The organism is Pseudomonas sp. BE134, assembly GCF_031456105.1.
Lineage (GTDB): Bacteria > Pseudomonadota > Gammaproteobacteria > Pseudomonadales > Pseudomonadaceae > Aquipseudomonas.
Map to the genome: position 1 here is coordinate 99,786 of NZ_JAVDUA010000006.1, position 22,703 is coordinate 122,488.

Annotated in this window: 13 protein-coding genes; 5 read left to right on the top strand and 8 right to left on the bottom strand. The window is 60.2% G+C overall.

Annotated features, from left to right (window positions below; all coding sequences use genetic code 11):
- Positions 1-165 precede the first annotated feature (165 nt).
- Positions 166-1,380: an SAM-dependent methyltransferase gene (locus J2Y56_RS07330; protein ID WP_310349518.1), complete on the top strand. Its 1,215-nt coding sequence runs from the start codon at positions 166-168 to the stop codon at positions 1,378-1,380.
- A 58-nt stretch (positions 1,381-1,438) separates the two neighbouring features.
- Here the strand turns inward: J2Y56_RS07330 and J2Y56_RS07335 are convergent, their stop codons facing one another.
- The gene (locus tag J2Y56_RS07335) at positions 1,439-2,356 is read right to left on the bottom strand and encodes a DMT family transporter (RefSeq protein WP_150779363.1); all 918 of its coding nucleotides are present in this window, start codon (positions 2,354-2,356) and stop codon (positions 1,439-1,441) included.
- 283 nt (positions 2,357-2,639) lie between these two features.
- On the opposite strand from J2Y56_RS07335, the gene J2Y56_RS07340 reads away from it, so the two are divergent.
- Together J2Y56_RS07340 and J2Y56_RS07345 are read left to right on the top strand one after the other, a co-directional pair.
- Entirely contained in the window at positions 2,640-3,221 is a 582-nt protein-coding gene (locus tag J2Y56_RS07340; protein ID WP_007945634.1) for a DJ-1/PfpI family protein, read from the top strand.
- A 14-nt stretch (positions 3,222-3,235) separates the two neighbouring features.
- A complete protein-coding gene (locus J2Y56_RS07345) occupies positions 3,236-3,541 on the top strand; it encodes a ribbon-helix-helix domain-containing protein (RefSeq protein WP_007945633.1) in 306 nt (101 codons plus the stop codon).
- 127 nt (positions 3,542-3,668) lie between these two features.
- On the opposite strand, the gene J2Y56_RS07350 is transcribed toward J2Y56_RS07345, so the two are convergent.
- The 7 genes from J2Y56_RS07350 to J2Y56_RS07380 form a co-directional block, all read right to left on the bottom strand.
- Positions 3,669-4,988, bottom strand: a complete 1,320-nt coding sequence (locus tag J2Y56_RS07350) for an MFS transporter (RefSeq protein ID WP_007945632.1) — start codon at positions 4,986-4,988, stop codon at positions 3,669-3,671.
- Between the two features lie 279 nt (positions 4,989-5,267).
- Positions 5,268-6,599, bottom strand: coding sequence for a sigma-54 dependent transcriptional regulator (locus J2Y56_RS07355; protein WP_310349521.1), 1,332 nt, complete (start codon positions 6,597-6,599; stop codon positions 5,268-5,270).
- A complete protein-coding gene (locus J2Y56_RS07360) occupies positions 6,593-8,401 on the bottom strand; it encodes an ATP-binding protein (RefSeq protein WP_310337152.1) in 1,809 nt (602 codons plus the stop codon). The genes J2Y56_RS07355 and J2Y56_RS07360 overlap by 7 nt, the downstream gene beginning before the upstream one ends.
- Before the next feature lie 45 nt (positions 8,402-8,446).
- Positions 8,447-11,185, bottom strand: a complete 2,739-nt coding sequence (locus tag J2Y56_RS07365; protein ID WP_310349523.1) for an RHS repeat-associated core domain-containing protein — start codon at positions 11,183-11,185, stop codon at positions 8,447-8,449.
- A 25-nt stretch (positions 11,186-11,210) separates the two neighbouring features.
- Positions 11,211-13,874 carry an RHS repeat-associated core domain-containing protein gene (locus tag J2Y56_RS07370; RefSeq protein WP_310349525.1) on the bottom strand — a complete coding sequence of 888 codons (2,664 nt, stop codon included), beginning with the start codon at positions 13,872-13,874 and terminating at the stop codon, positions 11,211-11,213.
- On the bottom strand, positions 13,871-18,424 hold the full coding sequence (locus J2Y56_RS07375; protein ID WP_310349527.1) for a SpvB/TcaC N-terminal domain-containing protein: 4,554 nt from the start codon (positions 18,422-18,424) through the stop codon (positions 13,871-13,873). Before J2Y56_RS07375 ends, J2Y56_RS07370 begins: the two co-directional genes overlap by 4 nt.
- A gap of 240 nt (positions 18,425-18,664) precedes the next feature.
- The gene (locus tag J2Y56_RS07380; protein ID WP_007945624.1) at positions 18,665-20,188 is read right to left on the bottom strand and encodes a fumarate hydratase; all 1,524 of its coding nucleotides are present in this window, start codon (positions 20,186-20,188) and stop codon (positions 18,665-18,667) included.
- Between the two features lie 476 nt (positions 20,189-20,664).
- Here J2Y56_RS07380 and J2Y56_RS07385 point away from each other — a divergent pair, with 476 nt between their 5' ends.
- Both J2Y56_RS07385 and J2Y56_RS07390 read left to right on the top strand, forming a co-directional pair.
- Positions 20,665-21,771, top strand: a complete 1,107-nt coding sequence (locus J2Y56_RS07385; RefSeq protein WP_007948760.1) for a diguanylate cyclase — start codon at positions 20,665-20,667, stop codon at positions 21,769-21,771.
- Positions 21,764-22,699, top strand: coding sequence for an iron-sulfur-binding ferredoxin reductase (locus J2Y56_RS07390; protein WP_310349529.1), 936 nt, complete (start codon positions 21,764-21,766; stop codon positions 22,697-22,699). Before J2Y56_RS07385 ends, J2Y56_RS07390 begins: the two co-directional genes overlap by 8 nt.
- Positions 22,700-22,703: the final 4 nt, after the last annotated feature.

The following is a 22,703-nucleotide window of genomic DNA, read 5'->3' on the forward strand; positions in this document are numbered from 1 at the left end:
AGGAACACCGTGCTCAGCGGTTTTACGACTGCTACGCAGCCGGACGCAGGCTTCGCCAGCTGCTACAGATCATGCCGTTCGGTAAATAACTGCGTGTCCCGAACGGCCATCCCCCCTAAAATACCCGCCATTCCCCGATTCGCTCCGCCCGAGGCCGTTTTGCCCATGTCCGTCACCGTCAACCCCGCCAGCCTCGCGCCGGATCACCACGCCCAGTTCATCGACCTGCTGCAAACCAGCCTCGACGCCAACGCCTTCATCAAGCTGGTGCTGGCCAAGTACGTCGGTACTGAAATGGATTTGCAGCGTCTGATCATCAAGCAGCTGACGGTCAAGGATCAGCCTTGCCTGTCCTTCGTCTACCGCTACAAAACCCGCGACATCACCAAAAATCTTCCGATTGAAGAGGGCGTGGCGACCATCGCCGCGCTGCTGCCGGCGTCGTTCAAAAATGCGCATTTGCTGTCATTGACTGACGAAGCCCAGCTCGAATACAGCAAAAAGGGCAAGTCTTCACTGTTCAAGAGCAAACCTCAGCAATTGCGTGAAGTGCCGTCCGCCGAACATAACCGCGAGAAGAACCGCTTCCTCGACCTGAGCCGGCCGTTCCTCGCGGACCTCGGCGTGACCAACAGCAAGCACGAACTGATTCCGGCGATGTCGCGCAAGTGGAAGCAGATCAACAAGTTCATCGAAGTCTTCAGCCATGCGCTGACCACTTCGCCGTTGGCGCTGGACAAGCCGGTACAGGTCGCGGATTTCGGTTCGGGCAAGGGTTACCTGACGTTCGCCATCCATGACTACCTGCGCAACACCTTGAACGCCGAAGGCATGGTGACGGGCGTCGAGCTGCGCGAGGAGATGGTCAACCTGTGTAACGCCGCCGCCGCGAAGCTTGAGCATCCGGGGCTGGTGTTCAAGTGCGGTGACGTGCGCAGCGTTGCGCCGAGCGAACTGGACGTGATGATCGCGCTGCATGCCTGCGACATCGCCACCGACTACGCGATTCACACCGGCATCCGCTCCGGGGCGTCGATCATCATGTGCTCGCCGTGCTGCCACAAACAGATCCGCCTGCAAATTCAGAGCCCGGCGCTGCTCAAGCCGATGCTGCAATACGGCTTGCACTTGGGTCAGCAAGCAGAAATGGTCACTGACAGTTTGCGCGCGCTGTTCCTCGAAGCCTGCGGTTATGAAACCAAGGTGTTCGAGTTCATCTCACTGGACCACACCAACAAGAACAAGATGATCCTGGCGGTCAAACGCGCCGAGCCGGTGGACCCGGCCCAGCTGTTGGTGAAGATTCAGGAACTGAAGGATTTTTACCACATCAGCGAGCACTGTCTCGAAACCCTGCTGCGGGCCGACGGCTACCTCTAAACACTGTGATCTCCTGTGGGAGCGAGCCTGCTCGCGAAGGCGGACTGACATTCAACATCTATGTTGGCTGTGACGGCCCCTTCGCGAGCAGGCTCGCTCCCACATGGGGTTTGATGGCGGTCTTGCGGCCCAACATGACGGTCACGATTACTCCGGCAGCAAACAGCCAGGTGATCGGCTCGATGTGTTCGCCGAAGAACAGCGCCGAGAAGGCGATGGTGAAGAAGATTTGCAGCAGTTGAATCTGGCTGACCCGGGCAATTCCGCCCATCGCCAGCCCGGCGTACCAGGCAAAAAAGCCGATGAACTGCGAGAACAGTGAGACATAGCCAAACGCCCACCAGGTCTTGGCCGAAATCTCGCCCTGATGTTGCAGCGCCAGGTACATCACCGGCCCGATCAACAGCGGCGTCGACAACACCAGCGCCCAGCAGATCACCTGCCAGCCGCCCATCTCCTTGGCCAGCCGCCCGCCCTCGGCGTAACCCAGACCACCCACCGCAATTGCCCCGAGCATCAGCAAATCACCGGCCTGAATGCTGCCGGCACCGCTGATCAGCGCGTAACCCAGCACCAACGCACTGCCCAGCGCGGCGCAGGCCCAGAACGCTTTTGACGGTCGTTCGTGGGACAACCACGCAGCGTACAGCGCCACACACAGCGGTTGCAGGCCATTGACCAAGGCACCGTGGGACGCTGGCAAGGTTTGCATGGCCCAGGCCGACAACACCGGAAAACCGAGAATGACGCCGGCGATCACCAGCGTCAGGCCTTTGACCTGTTTCCAGGTCGGCCATTTCTCCCGTCGCCACAGCAACAGCATCGCCGCCGGCACCGCCGCAAACAGCGCCCGACCGAGGCCATTGAGCAGTGGATGCAGTTCCTGCACGACGATCCGTGTGAAGGGCAGGGTGAGGCTGAAGATCACAACACCGAGCAGGCCGAGGGCCATGCCGGTGTTTTCGCGCGAGGACATGTTGGTAACCAGAGTTCAGAGTGGGGGAATTGTCTTCATCTAGCCACAAACCGCGTTGGCTGCGCTGTTACAGCTAGGCGCAGACTTATCCGTACAGTTTGAGGGCCCCATCGCGGGCAAGCCACGCTCCCACATTGGAATGCGATCACCTAATGTGGGAGCGTGGCTTGCCCGCGATGAACGATGACTCGGTCCATCAGGTAGTAGCTGGTTATTACCCGACCCTCTGGATAAGGACTACCTTGAATACTCCTGCGAATGTTCCCCCAGAGGAGTCCTCCCCATGGCTGCCAAGAAAATCCTGATGCTGGTCGGCGATTACGTCGAAGACTACGAAGTGATGGTGCCGTTTCAGGCATTGCTGATGGTCGGTCACACCGTCCATGCCGTTTGCCCGGACAAAACCTCCGGCCAGACCGTGCGCACGGCCATCCACGATTTCGAAGGTGACCAGACCTACAGCGAAAAGCCCGGCCACTTGTTTGCCCTGAACTTCGACTTCGCCAAAGTCGCGGAAACCGACTACGACGCACTGCTGATCCCGGGCGGCCGTGCGCCGGAATACCTGCGCCTGAATGAAAAAGTCCTGGACCTGGTGCGCGCGTTCGACAAGGCTGGCAAGCCGATTGCTGCCGTGTGTCATGGCGCGCAATTGCTGGCGGCGGCCGGCGTTCTCGAAGGGCGCGAGTGCAGCGCGTATCCGGCCTGTGCTCCGGAAGTGCGTCTGGCGGGTGGTACGTTCATCGACATTCCTGTGACGCAGGGCCATGTTCAAGGCAATCTGGCCACAGCCCCGGCCTGGCCGGCGCACCCGAGCTGGCTTGCCGGTTTCCTCGGGTTGCTGGGCACCCAAATCACGTTGTAACGAGGGACTTGTCCATGTGCGAGCTCTACGTCAAGGCCGATCCGATCCTTTACGAATCGCGCTCCCGCTCGCTGCGTATCTGCGGGGTGGTCACCACCCTGCGGCTGGAGAATCAGTTCTGGGACATCCTCAGCGAAATCGCCGAAGTCGACGGTATGACCACCAATCAGCTGATCGCCAAGCTGTATGAGGAGGTGATGGACTATCGCGGGGAAGTGGTGAACTTTGCGTCGTTTTTGCGGGTGAGTTGTATGCGGTATTTGAGTCAGCGGCGGGTGGTTGCGCCGGATTTGTCGGTGGTCCGGGCGGTGGCGAAGTAGCGAATACCGCGTTGACTCAATCGCTAACAGGATCGCTCCCACAAAGGGCCGGTGTACACCGATCCAATGTGGGAGCGAGACCGGCTTGCCGGCGATGGGGCCCGTCAAGCCACTGACAATCCAGCTGTCAGTCCGTCTCGATCCGCGAATGCTTGCGGGTATCTTTCATGGTCACATACACCAGCAACGACACGGCAATACACGCCGTCACATACCAGTAGTACCCGGTTTCCATGCCAATGCTCTTGAACCACAGCGCGATGTATTCAGCGGTGCCGCCGAAGATCGACACGGTCAGGGCGTATGGCAAACCGACCCCCAGTGCACGAATTTCGGTGGGGAACAGTTCGGCTTTCACCACGGCGTTGATCGAGGTGTAGCCGCTGACGATGATCAGCGCCGCCATGATCAGGAAGAACGCTCCCCACCAGGTTTGAACGGTGTGCAGCGTGGTCAGGATCGGCACGGTGAACAACGTCCCCAGAATGCCGAAGGCAATCAGGATCGGCCGACGACCGACTTTATCTGACAGCCCGCCGATGATCGGTTGCAGGCACATGAACAGGAACAGCGTGGCCGCCGAAATCGTGGTGGAGTCGGAAATGCTCATGCCGACCGTGTTCACCAGGTATTTCTGCATGTAGGTGGTGTAGGTGTAGAACGCCAGGGTGCCACCCATGGTCAGGCCGACCACGGTCATCAGTTCCTTGGGATGACGCATCAAGGTGCGCATCGCGCTTTCCTTGGCTTTCTCTTTCTTGGTGAACGACTCGGTTTCTTCCATGCCGCGACGCAGGTACAGCGCGACTACCGCGCACAACGCGCCGATGGCGAACGGGATGCGCCAGCCCCAGGCGTACAGTTCTTCGGTGGTCAGCACCTGTTGCAATACGATCAGTACCGCCAGCGCTATGAGTTGACCGGAGATCAGCGTCACGTACTGGAAACTGGAGTAGAAGCCGCGACGATCCTTGGTCGCCATCTCGCTGAGATAAGTCGCCGAGGTGCCGTACTCGCCACCGACCGACAGGCCTTGCAGCAAACGGGCGAAAATCAGCAGGATCGGTGCGCCGATGCCAATGGTTTCATAACCCGGGCTCAGGGCGATCAGCAGCGAGCCGAAACACATCAGGTACACCGAAGCCATCAGTGCTTTCTTGCGACCGGCCTTGTCGGCGTAGAGGCCCATCAGCCAGCCACCGATCGGGCGCATCAGGAAGCCCACGGCGAAGATCGCGGCGGTGTTCAGCAGCTGGGCGGTGGTGTCGCCCTTGGGGAAAAAGGCTTTGGCGAAGTACAGGGAGAAGGCGGCGTAAACGTACCAGTCATACCACTCGACCATGTTGCCGACCGAACCGCTGAAGATCGACTTGATGCGGCTGGCGGTGGTTCTTGCTTTGGCGGGCGCGGCAACCGACCCAAGGGGCAGGGCGTTTGAGTTATCCATTGAAGGATCCTTCATTTAATTGTTTTTGTGGAGCGCGTTTAAACGCGGCCTGTGGGGGCTATAGCAGGAGCTGTGCCAAGAGGCAGAGGGGCGGTTTAGAGGGGGTTTGAGGCTGGGATGAGCGGAAATCCGCTTATGGAGTTCGGGCTGGCAAGCGGAATTCCGCCGGAGCCGATCGTTCCCACGCTCCGCGTGGGAATGCCTCTACGGACGCTCCGCGTCCGGCTTTGGGGACGCAGAGCGTCCCAGGCTGCGTTCCCACGCGGAGCGTGGGAACGATCATTCGCCGAGGAACATCTCGCGCGTCAGTCCATGCCGCTGCATCTTTTCATTGAAGGTGCGGCGTGGCAGTTGCAGTTCCTCAAGTACCGCTTTCACATCGCCTTTGTGCCGGGTCAATGCCGCACGCAAACAATGCGCTTCAAACGCTTCCTGCTGCGCCGCCAGCGACTGTCCGGGATCAATCCCCTCCGGTTGCGGTTCGCCCAGCCCCAGCACTTGCCGCTCGGCGACGTTCGCCAGCTCGCGCACATTGCCCGGCCAGTCGTGGCTCAGCAGATGACTCAGCTGTGGACCGGTCAACGGTGGAAAAGTCCGGCCCAAACGCTCGGCGGCATTTTGGGCAAACGATTCGAACAGCAACGGAATGTCTTCGCGACGATCGCGCAACGGCGGCAGCCGCAACTCGGCGACGTTCAGTCGATAGGCCAAATCCTCGCGAAAACGCCCGGCTCGTGCCTCATCGAGCAGATCCGGTTTGGTCGCAGCGATGATCCGCAAGTCCACGCGAATGCTCTGGTTCGATCCCAGGCGTTCAAGCTTCTGCTCCTGCAACACCCGCAGCAATTTCACTTGCTGGGCCAGGGGCATGCTCTCGATTTCATCGAGAAACAGCGTGCCGCCATCGGCGTATTCCAGCTTGCCGATGCGTTTGCCTTGGGCACCGGTGAACGCGCCGCTCTCGTGGCCGAACAACTCGGCCTCGAACAACTGCTCGGGAATTGCCGCGCAGTTGAGCGCCACAAACGGCTTGTCGGCACGCGGCCCGAAGTCATGCAGGCAACGCGCAACCAGCTCCTTGCCGCTGCCGGTTTCACCCCGGATCAACACGTTGACCGGCAGTGCTGCCAGGTCCAGCACCTGTCGGCGCAACGTCTGTAAACCACGGGACACGCCGAGCAAGGTGGCATCGAGTCTGGCGCGGTTGTCGGCCAGTTCGTGCAGGGCACGGTTTTCCAGCACCAGCCGACGCTTGTCCAACGCCCTGCGCAAACTGCTCAGCAGGGTTTCCGGGCTGAAGGGTTTTTCCAGAAAGTCATACGCGCCATCGCGCATCGCTTCGACCGCCATCGGCACATCGCCGTGACCAGTCAGCAAAATCACCGGCAAGTCGGCATCGCGACGCTGCACTTCGGCCAGCAATTCCAGCCCGGTCATGCCAGGCATGCGCACGTCGCTGAGGATCACGCCGGGAAAGTGCGCGGGCAATTGCGACAGGCACTCATCGGCGCGGCTGAACAACTGCACTTCAAAACCCGACAGGCTCAGCCATTGTTCGACGGCGCTGCGAATGCTGCTTTCGTCGTCGACCACCATCACTGAATTCAGCATGAAACAGGCGCCTCCGGGTCGATGGGCAAGGTCAGGGTAAACACGGCGCCGGTTTCGTCATTGTCGGCACTCAGGCGGCCACCCGATTCGTGAACGATGGCAAACGATACCGCCAGACCAAGGCCCAGGCCATCACCCACCGGCTTGGTGGTGAAGAACGGGTCGAATACATTCGGCAAGTGTTCTTTGGCGATGCCGCCGCCGTTGTCGCTGACGCTCAGGCGCCACAATTGCTCGTCGGCTTCGAGGCGGATTTCCAGACGTTTGCAGGGCGTATCGTGCATGGCATCAAGGGCATTGCGCAGCAGATTGATCAGCACCTGTTCCAGACGAATCGCATCGCCGCGCACCCACGCCGGACGCGTCAGGTGCAATACGGTGCTGACCTGTTCGTCACGCACTCGGGCGTCGAGCAAGTGCAGCGACTGGTCGACCACCGCCGCCAGATCCAGCCGTTCGCGCAGGCCGCTGGGGCTTTTGCGGGCGAAGGTTTTCAGGTGGCCGGTGAGGGCCGCCATGCGCGTCAGCATCTCATCCACTGGCCTGAGCGCCTTGTAGGCGTCGTCGACCCGGCCGTGATCGAGCAGCAGCCTCAGAGTAGCAAGCTGCATGCGCTGGGCGGTCAGTGGCTGGTTGATTTCATGGGCGAGGGCGGCCGACATTTGCCCCAGGGCCGCGAGTTTGGCCGATTGCACCAGACCGTCTTGAGCGGTGCGCAAATCGCGGGTGCGCTCCTCTACCAGTCGTTCAAGTTCTTCGCGGGTGCGCTGACGCATTTTGGCCAGGCGCCAGCGTTGATTGAGGAACAGCAAAAGAAACACCAGCGCCAGCCACAATCCGGCAGCAGCGAGCGCGGCGTTGCGGCTGTCTTCAAAGGCGGCCTGGGGGCGGCGCAGCAGGTGCAGGGTCCAGCCTTCAGTGGTCAGCGGCAGCGATTCCCACAGATAATCAGCCGTGCCGTCGGGGCCCGCGACGCGCCTCAGATCACTGTTGTCGTTGAAGTGCTGCAGCGATTGATAATCCAGGGGCGTCAGCGCTTGTTTGTCATATTGGCGAGTGGCCTTGAGGGCGGCGTGATCGCTGTCGCTCAACGGTTGCAACAATCGATAGCGCCAGCCCGGCTGGTTGGCGATGAAGATGATCCCGCGTGCATCGCTGACCAGCAGGGTGTCGCTGCCTTGGCGCCATTCGCGTTCCAGTTCCGGAAACTCCAGCTTGACCACCATCGCGCCGAGAAACTCGCCGTTGTCGCCGGTGACCGCGCTGGACAGGAAATACCCCGGAATCCCGCTGGTCACGCCCACCGCATAAAAACGCCCGGTGCCTTGGGTGCGCGTCTCACTGAAGTACGGGCGAAAGCCGTAGTTGTGGCCGACATAGCTGCTGGGCAACCGCCAGTTGCTGGCAGCCACGGCGAGGCCGGTGCGGTCGAGCAGTTCGAGGGTCGAGGATTGCGCCGCGCCGTTGATTTTTTCCAGTTTGCGATTCAGCGCGTCCTGCTGTTCCGGCGATACCGTGCCGTTGAGGGCAGCGCGCAACTCCGGGTCCAGCGCCAGCACGGCAGGCAGGGCGCGGTAGCGGTCGATCAGGGTATGCAGGGAATTGGCGTACAGCGCCAGTTGCTGATTGGCGCGCGCGGCGTCTTCGACCAATGCCTGGCGCTCGGCGTGACGCATGGCGAAACCCGCCGCCAGCACGGCGCCGGCGATGATCAGCAAGGTGTACAGCGTCAGGCGTAACGCGCGTGAACGAGCAAACATGGTGTCTGAAACAATCAGCAGTAGGGGCGCGCACCATAACATGGAGTTGCGCCGAAAATTCAGGGCCCGGCGTTGCGGCGCAGGGCCTCAGGCGGCTCTTTTTTCGATGAGGTACCGAGAGACTCTTCCGGCCAGGTTTCTGGCCTGCTTGATCCCGCTTCGGGCGACTTTGAAGTCTTGCTCAAGGCTCGACCTGTCGAGGGCACCCGAGTTGACCGGCATATTGAGGGCGCCGATCAGCCGGTCATCGCTGACCGACGCGCCTGCCAGTGTTTCAAGGGCTTGGTTGACCTGCATTTCTACGTCATTGAGATAGGTGTCCAGCGCATCGAGATTGGACGTTATCCTGTCGAGATCGCCTTGACCAAGAGAATCATTGAGCGCTTCGGTCAATTGGGACGCCTGACGCGCGATGGCCAGGGTTTGTTTGAGGTAAGGCACCTTGAGGTGTTTGCCAATGACGCGGGCGGTGGTTTCGATGGCGGTTTTTGTCAGGCCTGCCGAATTTTCCGGGCTGAAGCTTTGTGCCACCGCTTTAACGCTGAATGGCTCGGCGCGGGATTTGCTTTTCAGGTTTTTCACCGAGATCGCTGACGGATCCGGGGTGATGGTGTAACCCAGTCCTGTTTCCTCGCCGAGTTTGTCCATGAGTTTGGCGGCCGCTTCAGCGGCAAAAATTCCTCCGACAGCCGCTGTTACGGGGACCACAACAGGTGCCGCCGGCCCCGTCAGGCTGCCGACGCCTGTACCCACTGCGGCGCCAGCCGCCCCCGCATGAAACGTGACGGCGAACGAAGCCACGCTAAAGAGCAATTTCTTGCCCGCCGTTTTGTAAATGTCACGGGTTCGAGTGAGGTTGTAGAGTTGATAATTGAGCTTCTTCAGTTCGCTGTTGACGGTCGATAGCGTGTTTGACGCGTCGATGATCTGTTGTTTTGCAGCGTCCTCCTTTTTCGTGCCGCTGCTGTCGACATAGCGCATCGGGTTGTTCGTCACAAACGCATAGAGATTCAACCCGTCCACATCCCATTCCGGATCGGCACTCACCCAACGTTGCAACCACGGCGCGTAGTAACGAGCTCCGTAGTAATAAAGCCCGCATTCATCCATTTCCTTGCCCGAATAACGGATGGTTTTGTAGTTGACCTCCAATGCAGATACCGCCGTCAACCAGGCCGTACCGCCATACGGGTAATAGCCTTCGTGGCTGATCAGTCGGGCGTTTTGATCCAGTTCCATGAGGCTGGAACCCAGGTGGTCGTCGAGGCTGTAGCGCAGTTGATCCTGGTCGACACCGTCGGGTTTCTTGCTGACCCAATGCAGGCAACGCACGCTGCCCCGACCGCCCGGCAAGGTGATGACGTGCAGCTCTTCGCCGTTGTCGCGGGTGCGGATTTCCAGCCCCGGCAGGTAAATGACCTGCTGGAAGTGGGTGGTCGATGACGTGTGGGTTTCGTGGCGCTTGAACACGCGCGCGCCCTGGCTGTAGCGAAAGAGTTCTTCATCGTTGGGCCCGTCGTAACGTTCAACCAGCGTCGCTGCGGCCAATTGATCGCGGTTGTTCCAGTGCAGGGGCCTTCCAGGGGACGAGGCCCGGAGGTTGCCATGGTGGTCCAACAAGGTGTCGAAATCAGGGACGGGATCTCCTTCTTTCCAGCGCACGCCACGGTTGCTGTTGGGGGCGATGAACATCCGGTGGGTGTAGCCGCCCAACGCACGCTCATGGACCAACTTGATCAGGTTACCGCCACGATCGTACGTGTAGTTCTGTGTGTAGTTGAGGTGGTTGTCGGGATCGCTCGGCAAAGGCTGACCCGGCAGATCAGAATGGGGTGCGGCGTCATGGCCGGTGGCGCTGGCCAGTTGATACAGCGAGTCATAGGTAAAAGCTCGATGACCATCGATGAGCTGGTTTTTGAAGTACACCGGTTTAAACGCGAGATCGTCGATGCGTAACAGGTTGCCGACCCGGTCATAACCGTACTGAAAGTGTTGGAGCAGGTTCTGGCCGGGCACACCGGCGGTCAGGGTATCGAGACGATCATCGGCCTCATCGTACGTCCAGGTGCTGACCACATTGTTGCCGGCCTGTTGCTCGATGATCTGACTGGCGGCGTTATACCGGGCGTTGGCCAGAACGGGCTGCCAGGTTCCTGTGGATTTGAGTTTCAGGTGAACTTGTTTCAATTGCCCCGTGAGGTCGTAATGCATCTGTTGCTGATGATCACCGGCATCGGTCTGGGTCAGCACCAAACCGAGCGGACTGAAAGTCTGATGACGGGTAAAAGTGCCGATATCGCTGAGCGTTCGGCTGTCGCGCAATGTCTGGTCGTGCAGGCTGATACTGTTGAACTCCAGCACGCCTGAGGGATCGACTTGCCTGATCAGTCGGCCGCGCAGGTTGTGCTCGGCGTCGGCCGAGGCATCGGCATAGGTGAAGGTTTCGACGGTCCCTTGAACGCTCTCTTCTGCGCCCACAATGCGCAACTGGTTGTCATAGGTGGTGCTCCAGTGGCTGCCTCGCTCATCCCAGCGCTGAAGAATCTCTCCGTCCACCCCGGCCAGGCTCAGGCGCCAGCCAACATCGACGCTGACGACCTTGACCGGCTCGCCGGGGAGGCGGTAAACGGTGGTCAGGTTGGGCACCTTTTCGAACAGTCGCGGGTCCCACTGCGCTACCAAATGACCGAGTCCGTCAAAGTGCTGGCGGGTAATCAGCGCCTCCAGCAGGCCGTTCTGGCGCAGGTAGGCCACCTGGCGAACGGGCAACCCGCGCGGCTCATGGGCAATGACTACGGGGGTACGATAGTCCGGGTTCGTGTTCATTTTTCAGGCTCGCCGTTGCGCCGGTTCATGCGGCTGACTCAGAGACAGTTCTATGCAACTGCTGTCTCGGTTTTCTGGGTTTTGGAACGGGTCTCTCCATCGTATTGACGACCTGGCTCAGTTCCGCCAACCGCTGATTGGCACCGTCAGCTTCGCTGGATTGCTCAACGACGGCCTTCGCCATTTCCAGCGTTTGACTGATTGCCTCAAATGGCTCCATGCCGGAGTTGAGCAGCTTCATGGCCTGGCGTTGAGCTTCGGAGCTGAGTTCACCCAGTTGTTTGTAGAACATGTCTTGAATTGGCTGCGGGTAGCTCGTGATGCTGTCCGCTAGCTGTTTGATTTTGTCGATGGCCTCCCGGCCGCTACTGACAATACTTTGTGCTCCCTCAATGACTTTGTTCGAGGTATCGACAGCCGTGCCCAAGCCATTTTTGATTTCTTGGGTATGTAGCGTTTGCGCCAGCTGCAATCCTTTCTTGAAAAAGTAATACCGCAGTAACGGCATGGCGATGGCGCCGACCACCATGCCGACCGCCGCACCAATGCCGGTGCCGATACCGGGTACGACGCTGCCGAGTGCCGAGGCCACGGTGGTACCGGCAATCGCGCCTTTCAAGATTGATTTGACGCCATGTCTGGACCGAAGGAATTTACCCAGCGTCATGCTCTGGCGAACCTCGGCAATGTCGGCGCCTTCGGGAATAAGGCCGTCGAATTCAGTGGCGAGGCTGTGCATCTGATCGGCAGCGTTCTTGGCTTTACCGAGTACACCTACGAAATCCCGCCCCAGTTCAAATACGGCTTTGAATGTGCCTGATCTGTCGACGTACAGAAGCGGGTTGTTGCCGACCATCGCATACAGATTCAACCCATCCACATCCCCCGCCGGGTCGGCACTGACCCAGCGCTGCAACCACGGTGCGTAATACCGGGCGCCGTAGTAATACAGCCCACTGTCATCCATTTCCTTGCCCGAGTAACGGATGGTCTTGTAGTCGACGTCGACTTGATTTCCAGCCGCCAGCCAGGCCGTGACGCCGAACGGGTAATAACCTTCGTGGCTGATCACTTGCCCTTGCCGGTCGAGTTCCATGGCACAGGAGCCCAAATGGTCTTCCAGGCTGTAGCGCAACTGATCGGCCTCGATCCCGCCGGGTTTGCCGCTGACCCAGTGCAGGCAACGCACGCTGCCGTGCCCGCCGGGCAGGGTGATCACATGCAGCTCTTCGCCATTGTCGCGGGTGCGGATTTCCAGCCCCGGCAGGTAGACCACCTGGTGAAAATGGGTGAGCGAGGAGGTGTGGGTTTCATGCCGCTTGAACACGCGCACGCCCTGGCTGTAGCGGTAGAGTTCCTGGTCGTCGGGGTCATTGTCGCGTTTGACCCGCGTGACGGATGCCAGCTCATCGAGGCTGTTCCACTGCAAGGTGTTGCCCGGTTGTAATTGCTGAAGATTGCCGTGATGGTCGAACAGTTCGGTAAAGACCGGTGCAGGATCACTCTCTTTCCAGCGCACGCCACGGTTGCTGTCAGGGTCGATGAACATCTCGCGGGTATGCGCGGCGCCATCACGGACATGACGCAAGGTGATCAGGTTGCCGCCGTGATCGTACTCATAGTCTTGCCGGTAGTTGAGCCGATTGCTCGGGTGGCCGGGCAGTGGCCGACCCGGAATGTCCGACGGTGGGGCATCGTCGTAACCACTGGCACGGGTCAGCCGGTACAGCGAGTCATAGGTGAAGTCGCGGTGGCCGTCGACCCGCTGGTTGGCGAAGTGGATCGGCTGGAACAGGCGGTCTTCGATACGGGTGATGTTGCCGACGCGGTCGTAGAAATAGTCGAGGTGTTGCAGCGCCGGCTCGGCGTTTTTTTGGCTGCGTTGGCTGGTCAGGCGCCCATCGGCCGGGTCGTAGGTCCAGGTGCTGAGCACATTGTTGCCGGCGCTTTGTTCAATGATCAGGCCGGCGGCGTCGTACTGCGCCTCTTTCAAAATCGCCTGCCAGGTCGGGCTGCCTTTTAGCCGCAGCTCAACCTGTTGGAGCTGGCCGCCGACGTCGTACTGCAACTGTTGCTGATGATCTCCGGCGTCGGTCTGGCTCAGTACCACGCCGAGCGAACTGAACGTGCGGCTGCTGCGGTAGGGCGTACCTTCGATCAGGATTCGCGTTTCACTCAGCGGCTGTCCCAGCAGGCTATAGCTGTCGACACTCAAGGTGCCGGAGCGGTCGAGCTGTTCGGTCAGCTGGCAACGCAGGTTGAAATCAGGATCAGCCGAGGCATCGGCATAAGCAAAGGTTTCGACGTTGGGCTGGGCGTTCTCTTCAATCGCGACCGGACGCAACAAGGGGTCGTAGCGGGTGCGCCAATGACTGCCGCGCTGGTCCCAACGTTGAAGCGTTTCACCGCCCACGCCGACCAGGCTCAAGCGCCAGCCGGCATCGACGCTATCGACCTTGAGCGGTTCGCCAGAGAGGCGGTAGACGGTGGACAGGTTGGGGTCGACACCGAACAACCGCGGGTCCCATTGCGCGACCCGTCGCCCGGCGGCGTCATGCCGCTGTCGGGTAATCAAGGTGTCCAGTGGCCCGCCGACGAGGTTGCGCAAGTACGCCACCTGACGGATCGGTAAACCCCGACTATCAATGACCGTCAGGTTCGGGGTGTGCCAATGAACCGAGAGAGTCACTGTTTGCCTGCCTTCAGCCCGGTATCAGGCTGCGCAACGTAGGTGTCGTTGAAATCCAGACTGGTTTTGTACCAAGGGTGGATGATTTCAAGTGCGACATCCTTTTTGGCGTTGATGACTTTGTTCAGGCGCCCCAGCACGTCGTAAAACTTCTGATCGTGATGGCCGAACTCACGCAAGGATTGGTCATTGATGTAGCAGTGCACATTGGCGAAGTACGGGCGAAACACGCGAACCGGCAATCCCTTGTTGTTGTATTCCACCCGTTCGCTGACGCGCCAGCGCGGGTTGGCGGGGGCGACCTTGGGCTTGCCGTCTTCAATCACCAGCTCACCGTTTTCCACCACGAAAGCCGGGCCGGGTTCGACCAGTTGTTTGATCTGCAATGGTCGGCCGAAACCATCCACGAAGGCTTTGACGATCTGGATTTGCTGAAGCACATCGTCAAAGTAGCGGTCGGCGGTGAGGACGACACTGTGCACGGGTTCGCGGGGAGCACTGTGGATCAAGGCAAGCAGTGCTTGTTCAGCCACGGTCAGGAACATGAGCCGAGACAGGCGACGCCGGGCGCTGGCGCGAATATGCAGGCTGGGTAGCACATCACCTTGCTCGATCCAGGCGGTCAGCCAGTCGGGTGTCTGCCTGACGGAGTCGGGGAGTTCGCCCATCCAGCTGAACAGGTCCTTTCGCAATACGCTCGCCGCGTTTTGCAGGGCGCCTTTCGGGTCTTCGATGGCAGGGCCCGGGCGAGGGTCGAGGGGGCGCACGTGCTCAGCGATAGGCCGAAAACCTGCGGGCTTGCCGTCTTCGGTGCCATGGAAACTGATGGCGAGCGGTTGGCCGGACGGTTCGTAAAGGGCTTCCTCGACATTTTCATTGGCATCGATACTGCGCATGAGTTGCAGCGCGTGATAGTCATATTCAAAACGTGCTTCACAACCGTCTGGCTGCCTGACGCTTTCCAGGAACAGGCGGTAGGCGTCGTAACGGGCTGTCGTGATGCCGTGACTCGGCGTTTCGTTGTACTCAAGCACCTTATAAAAGTTCTCGGGAACGTCGTACCTGGCGAAACCGTACCGGGATGACCACAAATTGCGTGCCTTGTCTTCCTCTTCGTCGGCGACTGGGTCCACACCCAGAATCAGGGGCATGTGCGAGTACCCGATCTTTTCCAGTTCGTCCCGGATAACCAGTGACGGCACGGTGTCGTAGGCGTCCAGCGCGGTCTTGTCCAGTTGGGCAATTTCCAGCGGCGCCCGCAGTGCCTCGAATTCCGCCTTGCCATCGGCCAGTGGGGTCTGATCGTCTGTCTTGAGGTAGCGATAGACGGATTGGGTGGTCAACAGTCGCTGAGCGACCCATTGGGGTGACGCGTACAGTTTGAGCAGCCCCTCAAAGGATATGCCTTCGGGGTTCAGCCCTTCGGGTGCAGACCCCTTGGGCAATATCAATGCATTGCCGCGTTGCTGCCAGGGCAGACCCAGTCGCCAGCCTTGCAAGTCCTGCTTCAAGTGAATGAACCGGGCGCGGGTTTCGTTCAGGTAATAAGACTGTTGTGCCGGGTCATGGGCATCAAGCCACCATTTCTTTTCATCGGCGTCGTCAAAGGGCGGTTCATCGCTCTCGGTTCGGCGTCGTGCATAGCTGACCGTGATGGCATGCACAGGCAGGCCGAACTCGTCATGGGCCAAGGTGATTTCATGTCGGCAAAGTGGGTCGTTGACGAAGCGTTCGTACTGGTAGCTGATCCTCTCCAGTGGCAAGAGCAGCATGATCGGGTAAGCGTCATGCTCTCCCTTTTTGCGCAGTTCGCGGACCTTGTAACGACTTTCCTCCACCGTGAAAGGCACCTCCGTGGCCGGATCGTCGTCGGCGGCGCAGGTTTCCACCCGCAGCACCGAACCTGCCAGGGCGTGTGCTATTGCTTGAGCGGTGGCCTCGTCGGCGGGCGGGACGGGATCATCAAAATCATCGTTGGGGTGATACTGGCAAAACAACGCGGGTTTTAAGGCAAGGGCCTCGGGATCACGGTTGAAGTAGCCATCGCGTGGCAGGTCGACCAGCCGTCCGGTATGAAACCAGGTGCGGATCAGTGAGGAGGCGGTAAAGCCGTTGTCGCCTTCGCGTGTGCCTGTTTCGCTGTCGGTCTGGCACAGCAGGCCGAAGCCGCGGAACTCCCGGTTCCGGCCATCGTAGTAACCCTGTTGGTACTGGAAAAACTGGTTCAGGCGGTTGCCGGTAATTTCGTCGAGCTGGCGTTGTTGCTTGACCACGGTCACCGGGAACGGCAAGCAGGAAATCGGCAAACGTTTAAGCGTGAGTATCCGGCCCTTTTCATCGAGCCATTCCTGTGCGGAACTGCGATAAACCACTCCTGTGCTGCAACCCATGTTGTTATTACTGGCGACCAGCATGTAAGGCTTGGCGCTGACGAAATCGTAGCGCCAGTGCCGTGGCGACATGTGCGGTACCGTCAGGATCAGGCTCGCGCAACCCAGGCCTTGCAGGTCGGCGAGGGTGACCTGGCACAGGTTGTCGTAACGGATGTTGTCGGGCCAAGGGACGGTGACGGGGATTTGCTCCAGACCATTGCCGCCGTGATTCAAATAGATCTCGAAACAGTCGGACTTCAGGTAAATCAGCGCCGGTGCACCGGAGCCATCCAGATCGGCGATCCGCACGCGCGCCGAGTCGAACGTCGCGTAATCGAAGGGCAGGGCGCTCATGACAAAGCCCTTGCCGAACCGACCATGCCCCAGGTTCGGCCAGCATTTTATTTCGTCGTGCCGGATGCGACACAGCTCGCTCATGTCGCTGCCCAGCAGGTTGCCCAGCATCACCAACTCGCTGCGCGAATGGCTGAATAGCGGCAGGCTATCGCTGTCCGGTTTACGCGGGACGTCCAGGCCTTGGCCGAAACCGTCCTCACGACGGTTCGGGTACAGGCGCACGCTCCGCGGGCCGATCAGCGCCATCGAGCTAAGACCATTGCCCATGAAGTCGCCGGACTGTGAAAACGTGTGGAAAAACTCCACCGGGAACGTCGTAAAGGGAATGAACCCTGACCAACTGCGATCCGGATTGAGGGTGTGGAAACCGCATGTGCCGGGTGAGGCGAGGATCCAGTCCAGGCGGCCGTCACCGGTCAGATCGGTCAGCGCCTGATAGGCGGGTTGATTGCGATCAGCCACCGGGATCTGCTGCAGCTGCGTCCATGGGCCGTAATGGATGTCATCGCCCCCCGTCATTGCGCGCAAGGGCTCGCGGTAGTACCAGCTCTGGTCGTAACGACAGAGAAAACCGGGCACGCCTTCACCGAACAGATCGACACATTGATGATGCGCACTGTCCTCGATGCCTGGCATGTTTTCGAACGGCAAGAACGGGCTCGACTGGGTATTGAGTTCGAAACCTGAATAGTCGAACTCCACCGGCGGCATGTTTTCCACGGCACCGCTGGCGTCGTACGCCTGATAGTGCGCCGCCACCAGTAGGGTGTAATCCAGCGAAGTTGTTTGGTACTGCAGCAGCAATCGCCGCACGAGCACCGGTTTTGCGCCCAGCTCCTGCGGGAAGTGATGAAACATCAGAACCTGATGACACAGGCGTCGGGTGCTCAGTTCGAAACCGTAGGTGTAGCTGTGGATGGGATCGCTGCGCAGCTGCCACTCGCCGAAACCCTCGCCGGGCGCATCGAATGGCGGCCCGTAGAGCGGTTTCTGTTGCAGGTCGAGCGTGCGCTCGCCGTAGTCGAACACCAGATGGAAATGCCAGTCCAGGCTCGCCGGGTTTTCCACCGTCCAGGCGTACAAGTCTTGGCTGGCCACCGCATTGCCGTAACACACACGGTGCAGGTAGCGCTGGGCACGATAGTCGTGCGAGTCATCGGGGCTATGAGCCTGATCTTCGGGCTTGTAGTCGAAACAGATGTGTTCGCCATGGGGGTTGATGCTTTCGAGCAGTAACCACACTCCGATACGCCGCGACGCGTCAGGATTGTCCGGGTCAACAGGTTCGACACGGCGCGTAGCCTCGGTCTTGCCATAGACATGCAGGCTGCCATTTGCTCCGTGTACCAGCCAGAAGGGCGGTTTTCCCTGCGGTTGCCAGAGCTCGATCAGATCGAATGAACTCTCGACACGCGGCCAGTAGCGCACCACGCGGTGCTCACCAACATCCAGCTGGCGATAGTGCGTTTCAATTCTGGAGATTGGCCTGCCCTCGTTATCCAGTTCGGGCATTAACTCCTCGCCACCGGGGCCGACCATGATGTCGACGTTGAGGTAATCGGGCACTCCTTTGCTGGTTCGGCGAGTGATTGCATTGATGCCCAAACGCCAACCAATGCCAAACGGCCCGTTACCGCCCTGACTGTCATAGCTCAGCGCCATTGCGGGATCGAACCCGCGCCCTCCTGAAAGGGGCAGCTGCAATTCGAATGAGGCTCTGCCCGTCACGCCGACGGATCCCCAGCTTTTGCCGATGGTGGCGATCGACGCGCTTTTGGCGATGGAGGGTTCAGTGATACTCAGAGACGCTCGGTCTTCCATGGGGCTGATCCTGTTTTTGGCCTGGCGCTCGCCCGTGACTCCGGTGTCGCTCAATGGATCAGACGCTAACAAGATGAGCGCCATTCGTAACCTGTCAGATCTGACAGGTCAAACGGGATGTTCTAGACCGAATAGTTGTAAACGCTTCGGTTTTAATGCCATGGGCATTATTTTTTGAGCAAAAAAAACGGCCGGGTCGTCTATCCAGACAACCCGGCCGCTGTTTAGTCCGCTAAGTGCTTACTGCACTTCTACGGCCAGGCTGTCACTGATCTTCTTCTGCCAGATGGCAGGACCGGTGATGTGAACCGACTCACCCTTGCTGTCGACTGCCACAGTCACTGGCATGTCTTTGACGTCGAACTCGTAGATCGCTTCCATGCCCAGTTCGGCAAAAGCCACCACGCGGGACTTCTTGATGGCTTGCGCCACCAGGTAAGCCGCGCCGCCGACTGCCATCAGGTAAACGGCCTTGTGGTCCTTGATCGCTTCGATTGCGGTCGGGCCGCGCTCGGATTTGCCGATCATGCCCAGCAGGCCGGTTTGCTCGAGGATCTGACGGGTGAACTTGTCCATCCGCGTTGCGGTGGTCGGACCGGCAGGGCCCACTACTTCTTCGCGCACCGGATCAACCGGGCCGACGTAGTAGATGAAGCGACCTTTGAGGTCCACTGGCAGGGTTTCACCCTTGTTCAGCATCTCGACCATGCGCTTGTGCGCCGCGTCGCGACCGGTGAGCATCTTGCCGTTGAGCAGGACGGTTTCGCCCGGCTTCCAGCTCTGCACTTCTTCCGGGGTCAGGGTGTCGAGGTTGACACGACGGGCCGACGGGCCGGCTTCCCAGACGATTTCCGGGTAAGCGTCCAGCGGTGGCGCTTCCAGGGATGCCGGGCCGGAACCGTCAAGCACGAAGTGGGCGTGACGGGTGGCGGCGCAGTTCGGGATCATGCACACCGGCAACGAAGCGGCGTGGGTCGGGTAATCCATGATCTTCACGTCGAGCACGGTGGTCAGGCCACCCAGGCCTTGGGCGCCGATGCCCAGTTGGTTGACCTTCTCGAACAGCTCCAGACGCATTTCTTCAATGCGGTTCTGTGGGCCGCGAGCCTTGAGCTCGTGAATGTCGATGGATTCCATCAACACTTCCTTGGCCATGACCGCGGCTTTCTCGGCGGTGCCGCCGATGCCGATGCCGAGCATGCCCGGTGGGCACCAGCCGGCGCCCATGGTTGGAACGGTCTTGAGCACCCAGTCGACGATCGAGTCGGACGGGTTGAGCATCGCCATTTTCGACTTGTTCTCGGAACCGCCGCCCTTGGCTGCCACGTCCACTTCCACGGTGTTACCCGGAACGATGGAGTAGTGGATAACGGCCGGGGTGTTGTCCTTGGTGTTTTTACGAGCGCCCGCCGGGTCGGCGAGGATCGAGGCACGCAGGACGTTTTCCGGCAGGTTGTAAGCCCGGCGCACGCCTTCGTTGATCATGTCGTCCAGGCCCATGGTGGCGCCATCCCAGCGCACGTCCATGCCCACACGGACAAACACGGTGACGATACCGGTGTCCTGGCAGATCGGGCGGTGGCCGGTGGCACACATGCGCGAGTTGATCAGGATTTGCGCAATCGAATCGCGCGCGGCCGGCGACTCTTCACGCAGGTACGCTTCGTGCATCGCCTGAATGAAGTCAACGGGGTGGTAATAAGAAATGAACTGCAGGGCGTCGGCAACGCTCTGAATCAGGTCGTCTTGCTTGATCACGGTCATGAGTCGCGCTCCTCTAAAAGACGGGAACATTCAATAAGGTGCTTGCAGCTTGGGTGCATCGGTCGGTTGCAAGCACCTTTCAAGGCACGCCGGGGCTGCTGGCGCGACGCTAAAAAGGCGCGGCAGTATAGCGCGCCTCGGTGGCGGGCACACCCGCCGGTAGTCAATCGTTGGTCGCATAACCCCGCGACCCTTGTAGCAGCTGGCGAAGCCTGCGTTCGGCGGCGAAGCCGTCGTCAATTCAGGCACCTCGGTGTCAGGCAGGCCGTGGACGCAGGTTTGCGACGGCTTCGCCGCCGAACGCAGGCTTCGCCAGCTGCTACGGGTAAGTTAGAAGGCGGAAAACGGGTCATGCTTTTGACGCCAGTTTTCTGTCTGGAAAATTGAATGGTCATTTATCCGGCTCACCACTAAAGTGGCACCCGGCCTGTAGAGTAGGACACTCAAACAGCTTCTTTCGCATAGTGAGTCAACGATTGACCCATAACGCCATTCAACAGCTTTTACTTAAACGCTTTGCCCTGGCAGCCGGCACTTACGCCCTGGCGCTGATGTTGCTGTGGCTGGCGTTTTTCACCGGTCAATACGACGAATCCCTGGCCCGCATGGCCGTTGGCACCGGATTGGTGATCATCAGCCAGGCGGCATTGTTCGCGGTGTTCTACAGCGGCTGCAACCTGCGTTTTTCCGACCCCAGCCTGACCGAAGTGCAAGTGTTGTTGGGGCTGGGGTGGCAAACCTGGCTGATCGCCAATCTGGATGAGGCACGGGGCGCGTTCCTGGTGTTTTACGTGCTGATCCTGTTGTTCGGGTTGTTCCATCTGTCGCGCCGAGCGTTGATGCGGTGTGCGTTGCTGGTATTTTTCAGTTTCAGTGCGATCACGCTGTGGGAGGGCTACCACCTTCAGCTCCGCGACCCGGCGCTGGCCGGGTTGCAAGCGTGTGTGTTGCTTATTGTGTTGATCTGGCTGGTGCTCTACGCCCGCTACGTCCAGGCTTCGCGCCAGCGCATGCGTCAACGGCGTTTCGCCTTGCAAGCGCACCAGGACACCCTGCGCGGGATGATGCGCCAGCTCGAAGACCTGGTCGCTACCGACGAACTCACCGGGCTGTTCAACCGCCGCCATTTTCTGCGTCTGGCCTCCCGCGAACTGAGCGCCATGGACGCCGGCGTGATGCATGGCCTGGCGCTGATCGATCTTGACCACTTCAAACGCATCAACGATGTGCATGGCCATGCGGCGGGCGACCAGGTCCTGCAAGCCTTTGCCGGTGTCGCGACCGCGTGCCTGCGCGACGGTGATGTGCTGGCACGTTATGGCGGTGAAGAGTTCGTGGTGCTGGTGCCCGATTGCGATGCCGAACGATTGACCGCGTGCTGTGAGCGATTGCGCATCGCTTTCACTGATGTCGAGCTGATCGGCCTCGACGTTGCCCACCTCAGTTTGTCGGTGGGCATGACCCTGCTGGAACTGGGCGATGATCTCGATGACGCCTTGCAGCGCGCCGATCAGGCGCTCTACCGTGCCAAGCGTGACGGTCGCAACCGATGTGCGGCGGCCTGGGAGAACGTCGATGCCTGAGTTGCGGGTCGGCGAGCGTCAGTGGTCGGTGGCGCCGGGAAGCAACTTGCTCGATGCCTTGAATCAAAACGGCGTGCCCGTCCCCTACAGTTGCCGTGCCGGCAGTTGCCATGCGTGCCTGGTGCAATGCGTACAAGGATTACCGAGCGACCACCGCCCCGATGCCTTGAGCGCAGACCAGCGTCAGCAGGGCTGGCGCCTGGCGTGCCAGTGTCAGGTGGTCGAGGATTTGCAGGTGCATACCTTCGATCCCCAGGTCGATGGTCGCCCGGCCGAGGTCGCCGCCGTCGATTGGTTGAGCGCCAGCGTGCTGCGCTTGCGTCTGACGCCGGAGCGTCCTTTTCGCTACAACGCCGGACAACATCTGGTGTTATGGGCCGGCAATGTGGCACGACCTTATTCCCTCGCCAGCCTGCCGGAAGAAGACCGCTTTCTGGAGTTCCACCTCGATTGCCGACAGCCGGGAGCGTTCAGCGACGCAGCCCGCCAGTTGAAAATCGGTGACTCGATCCGCCTCGGCGAACTGCGCGGCGGCGCTTTGCATTACGATCCGGACTGGCACACCCGGCCGCTGTGGCTGTTGGCCGCGGGCACCGGTTTAGGGCCGCTGTTTGGCGTATTACGCGAAGCGCTGCGACAGGATCACCAAGGCGCCATTCGTGTCATTCATCTGGCCCATGACGCCGACGAGCATTACCTGGCCAAACCGCTGCACGACATGGGCGAGGGCCGCGATAACCTGAGTGTCGAGTGCTGGACCCCGGCCGAGTTGCCGCAGGCATTGGCGCAACTGCGGCTTGTCTCCCGGCAAACCCTGGCCTTAGTCTGCGGAGCCCCCGACAGTGTCGACGCCTTTTCCCGGCGCCTGTACCTCGCGGGATTGCCGCGCAATCAACTGCTGGCCGATGTGTTCCTGCCTCGTGGTTGAGCGC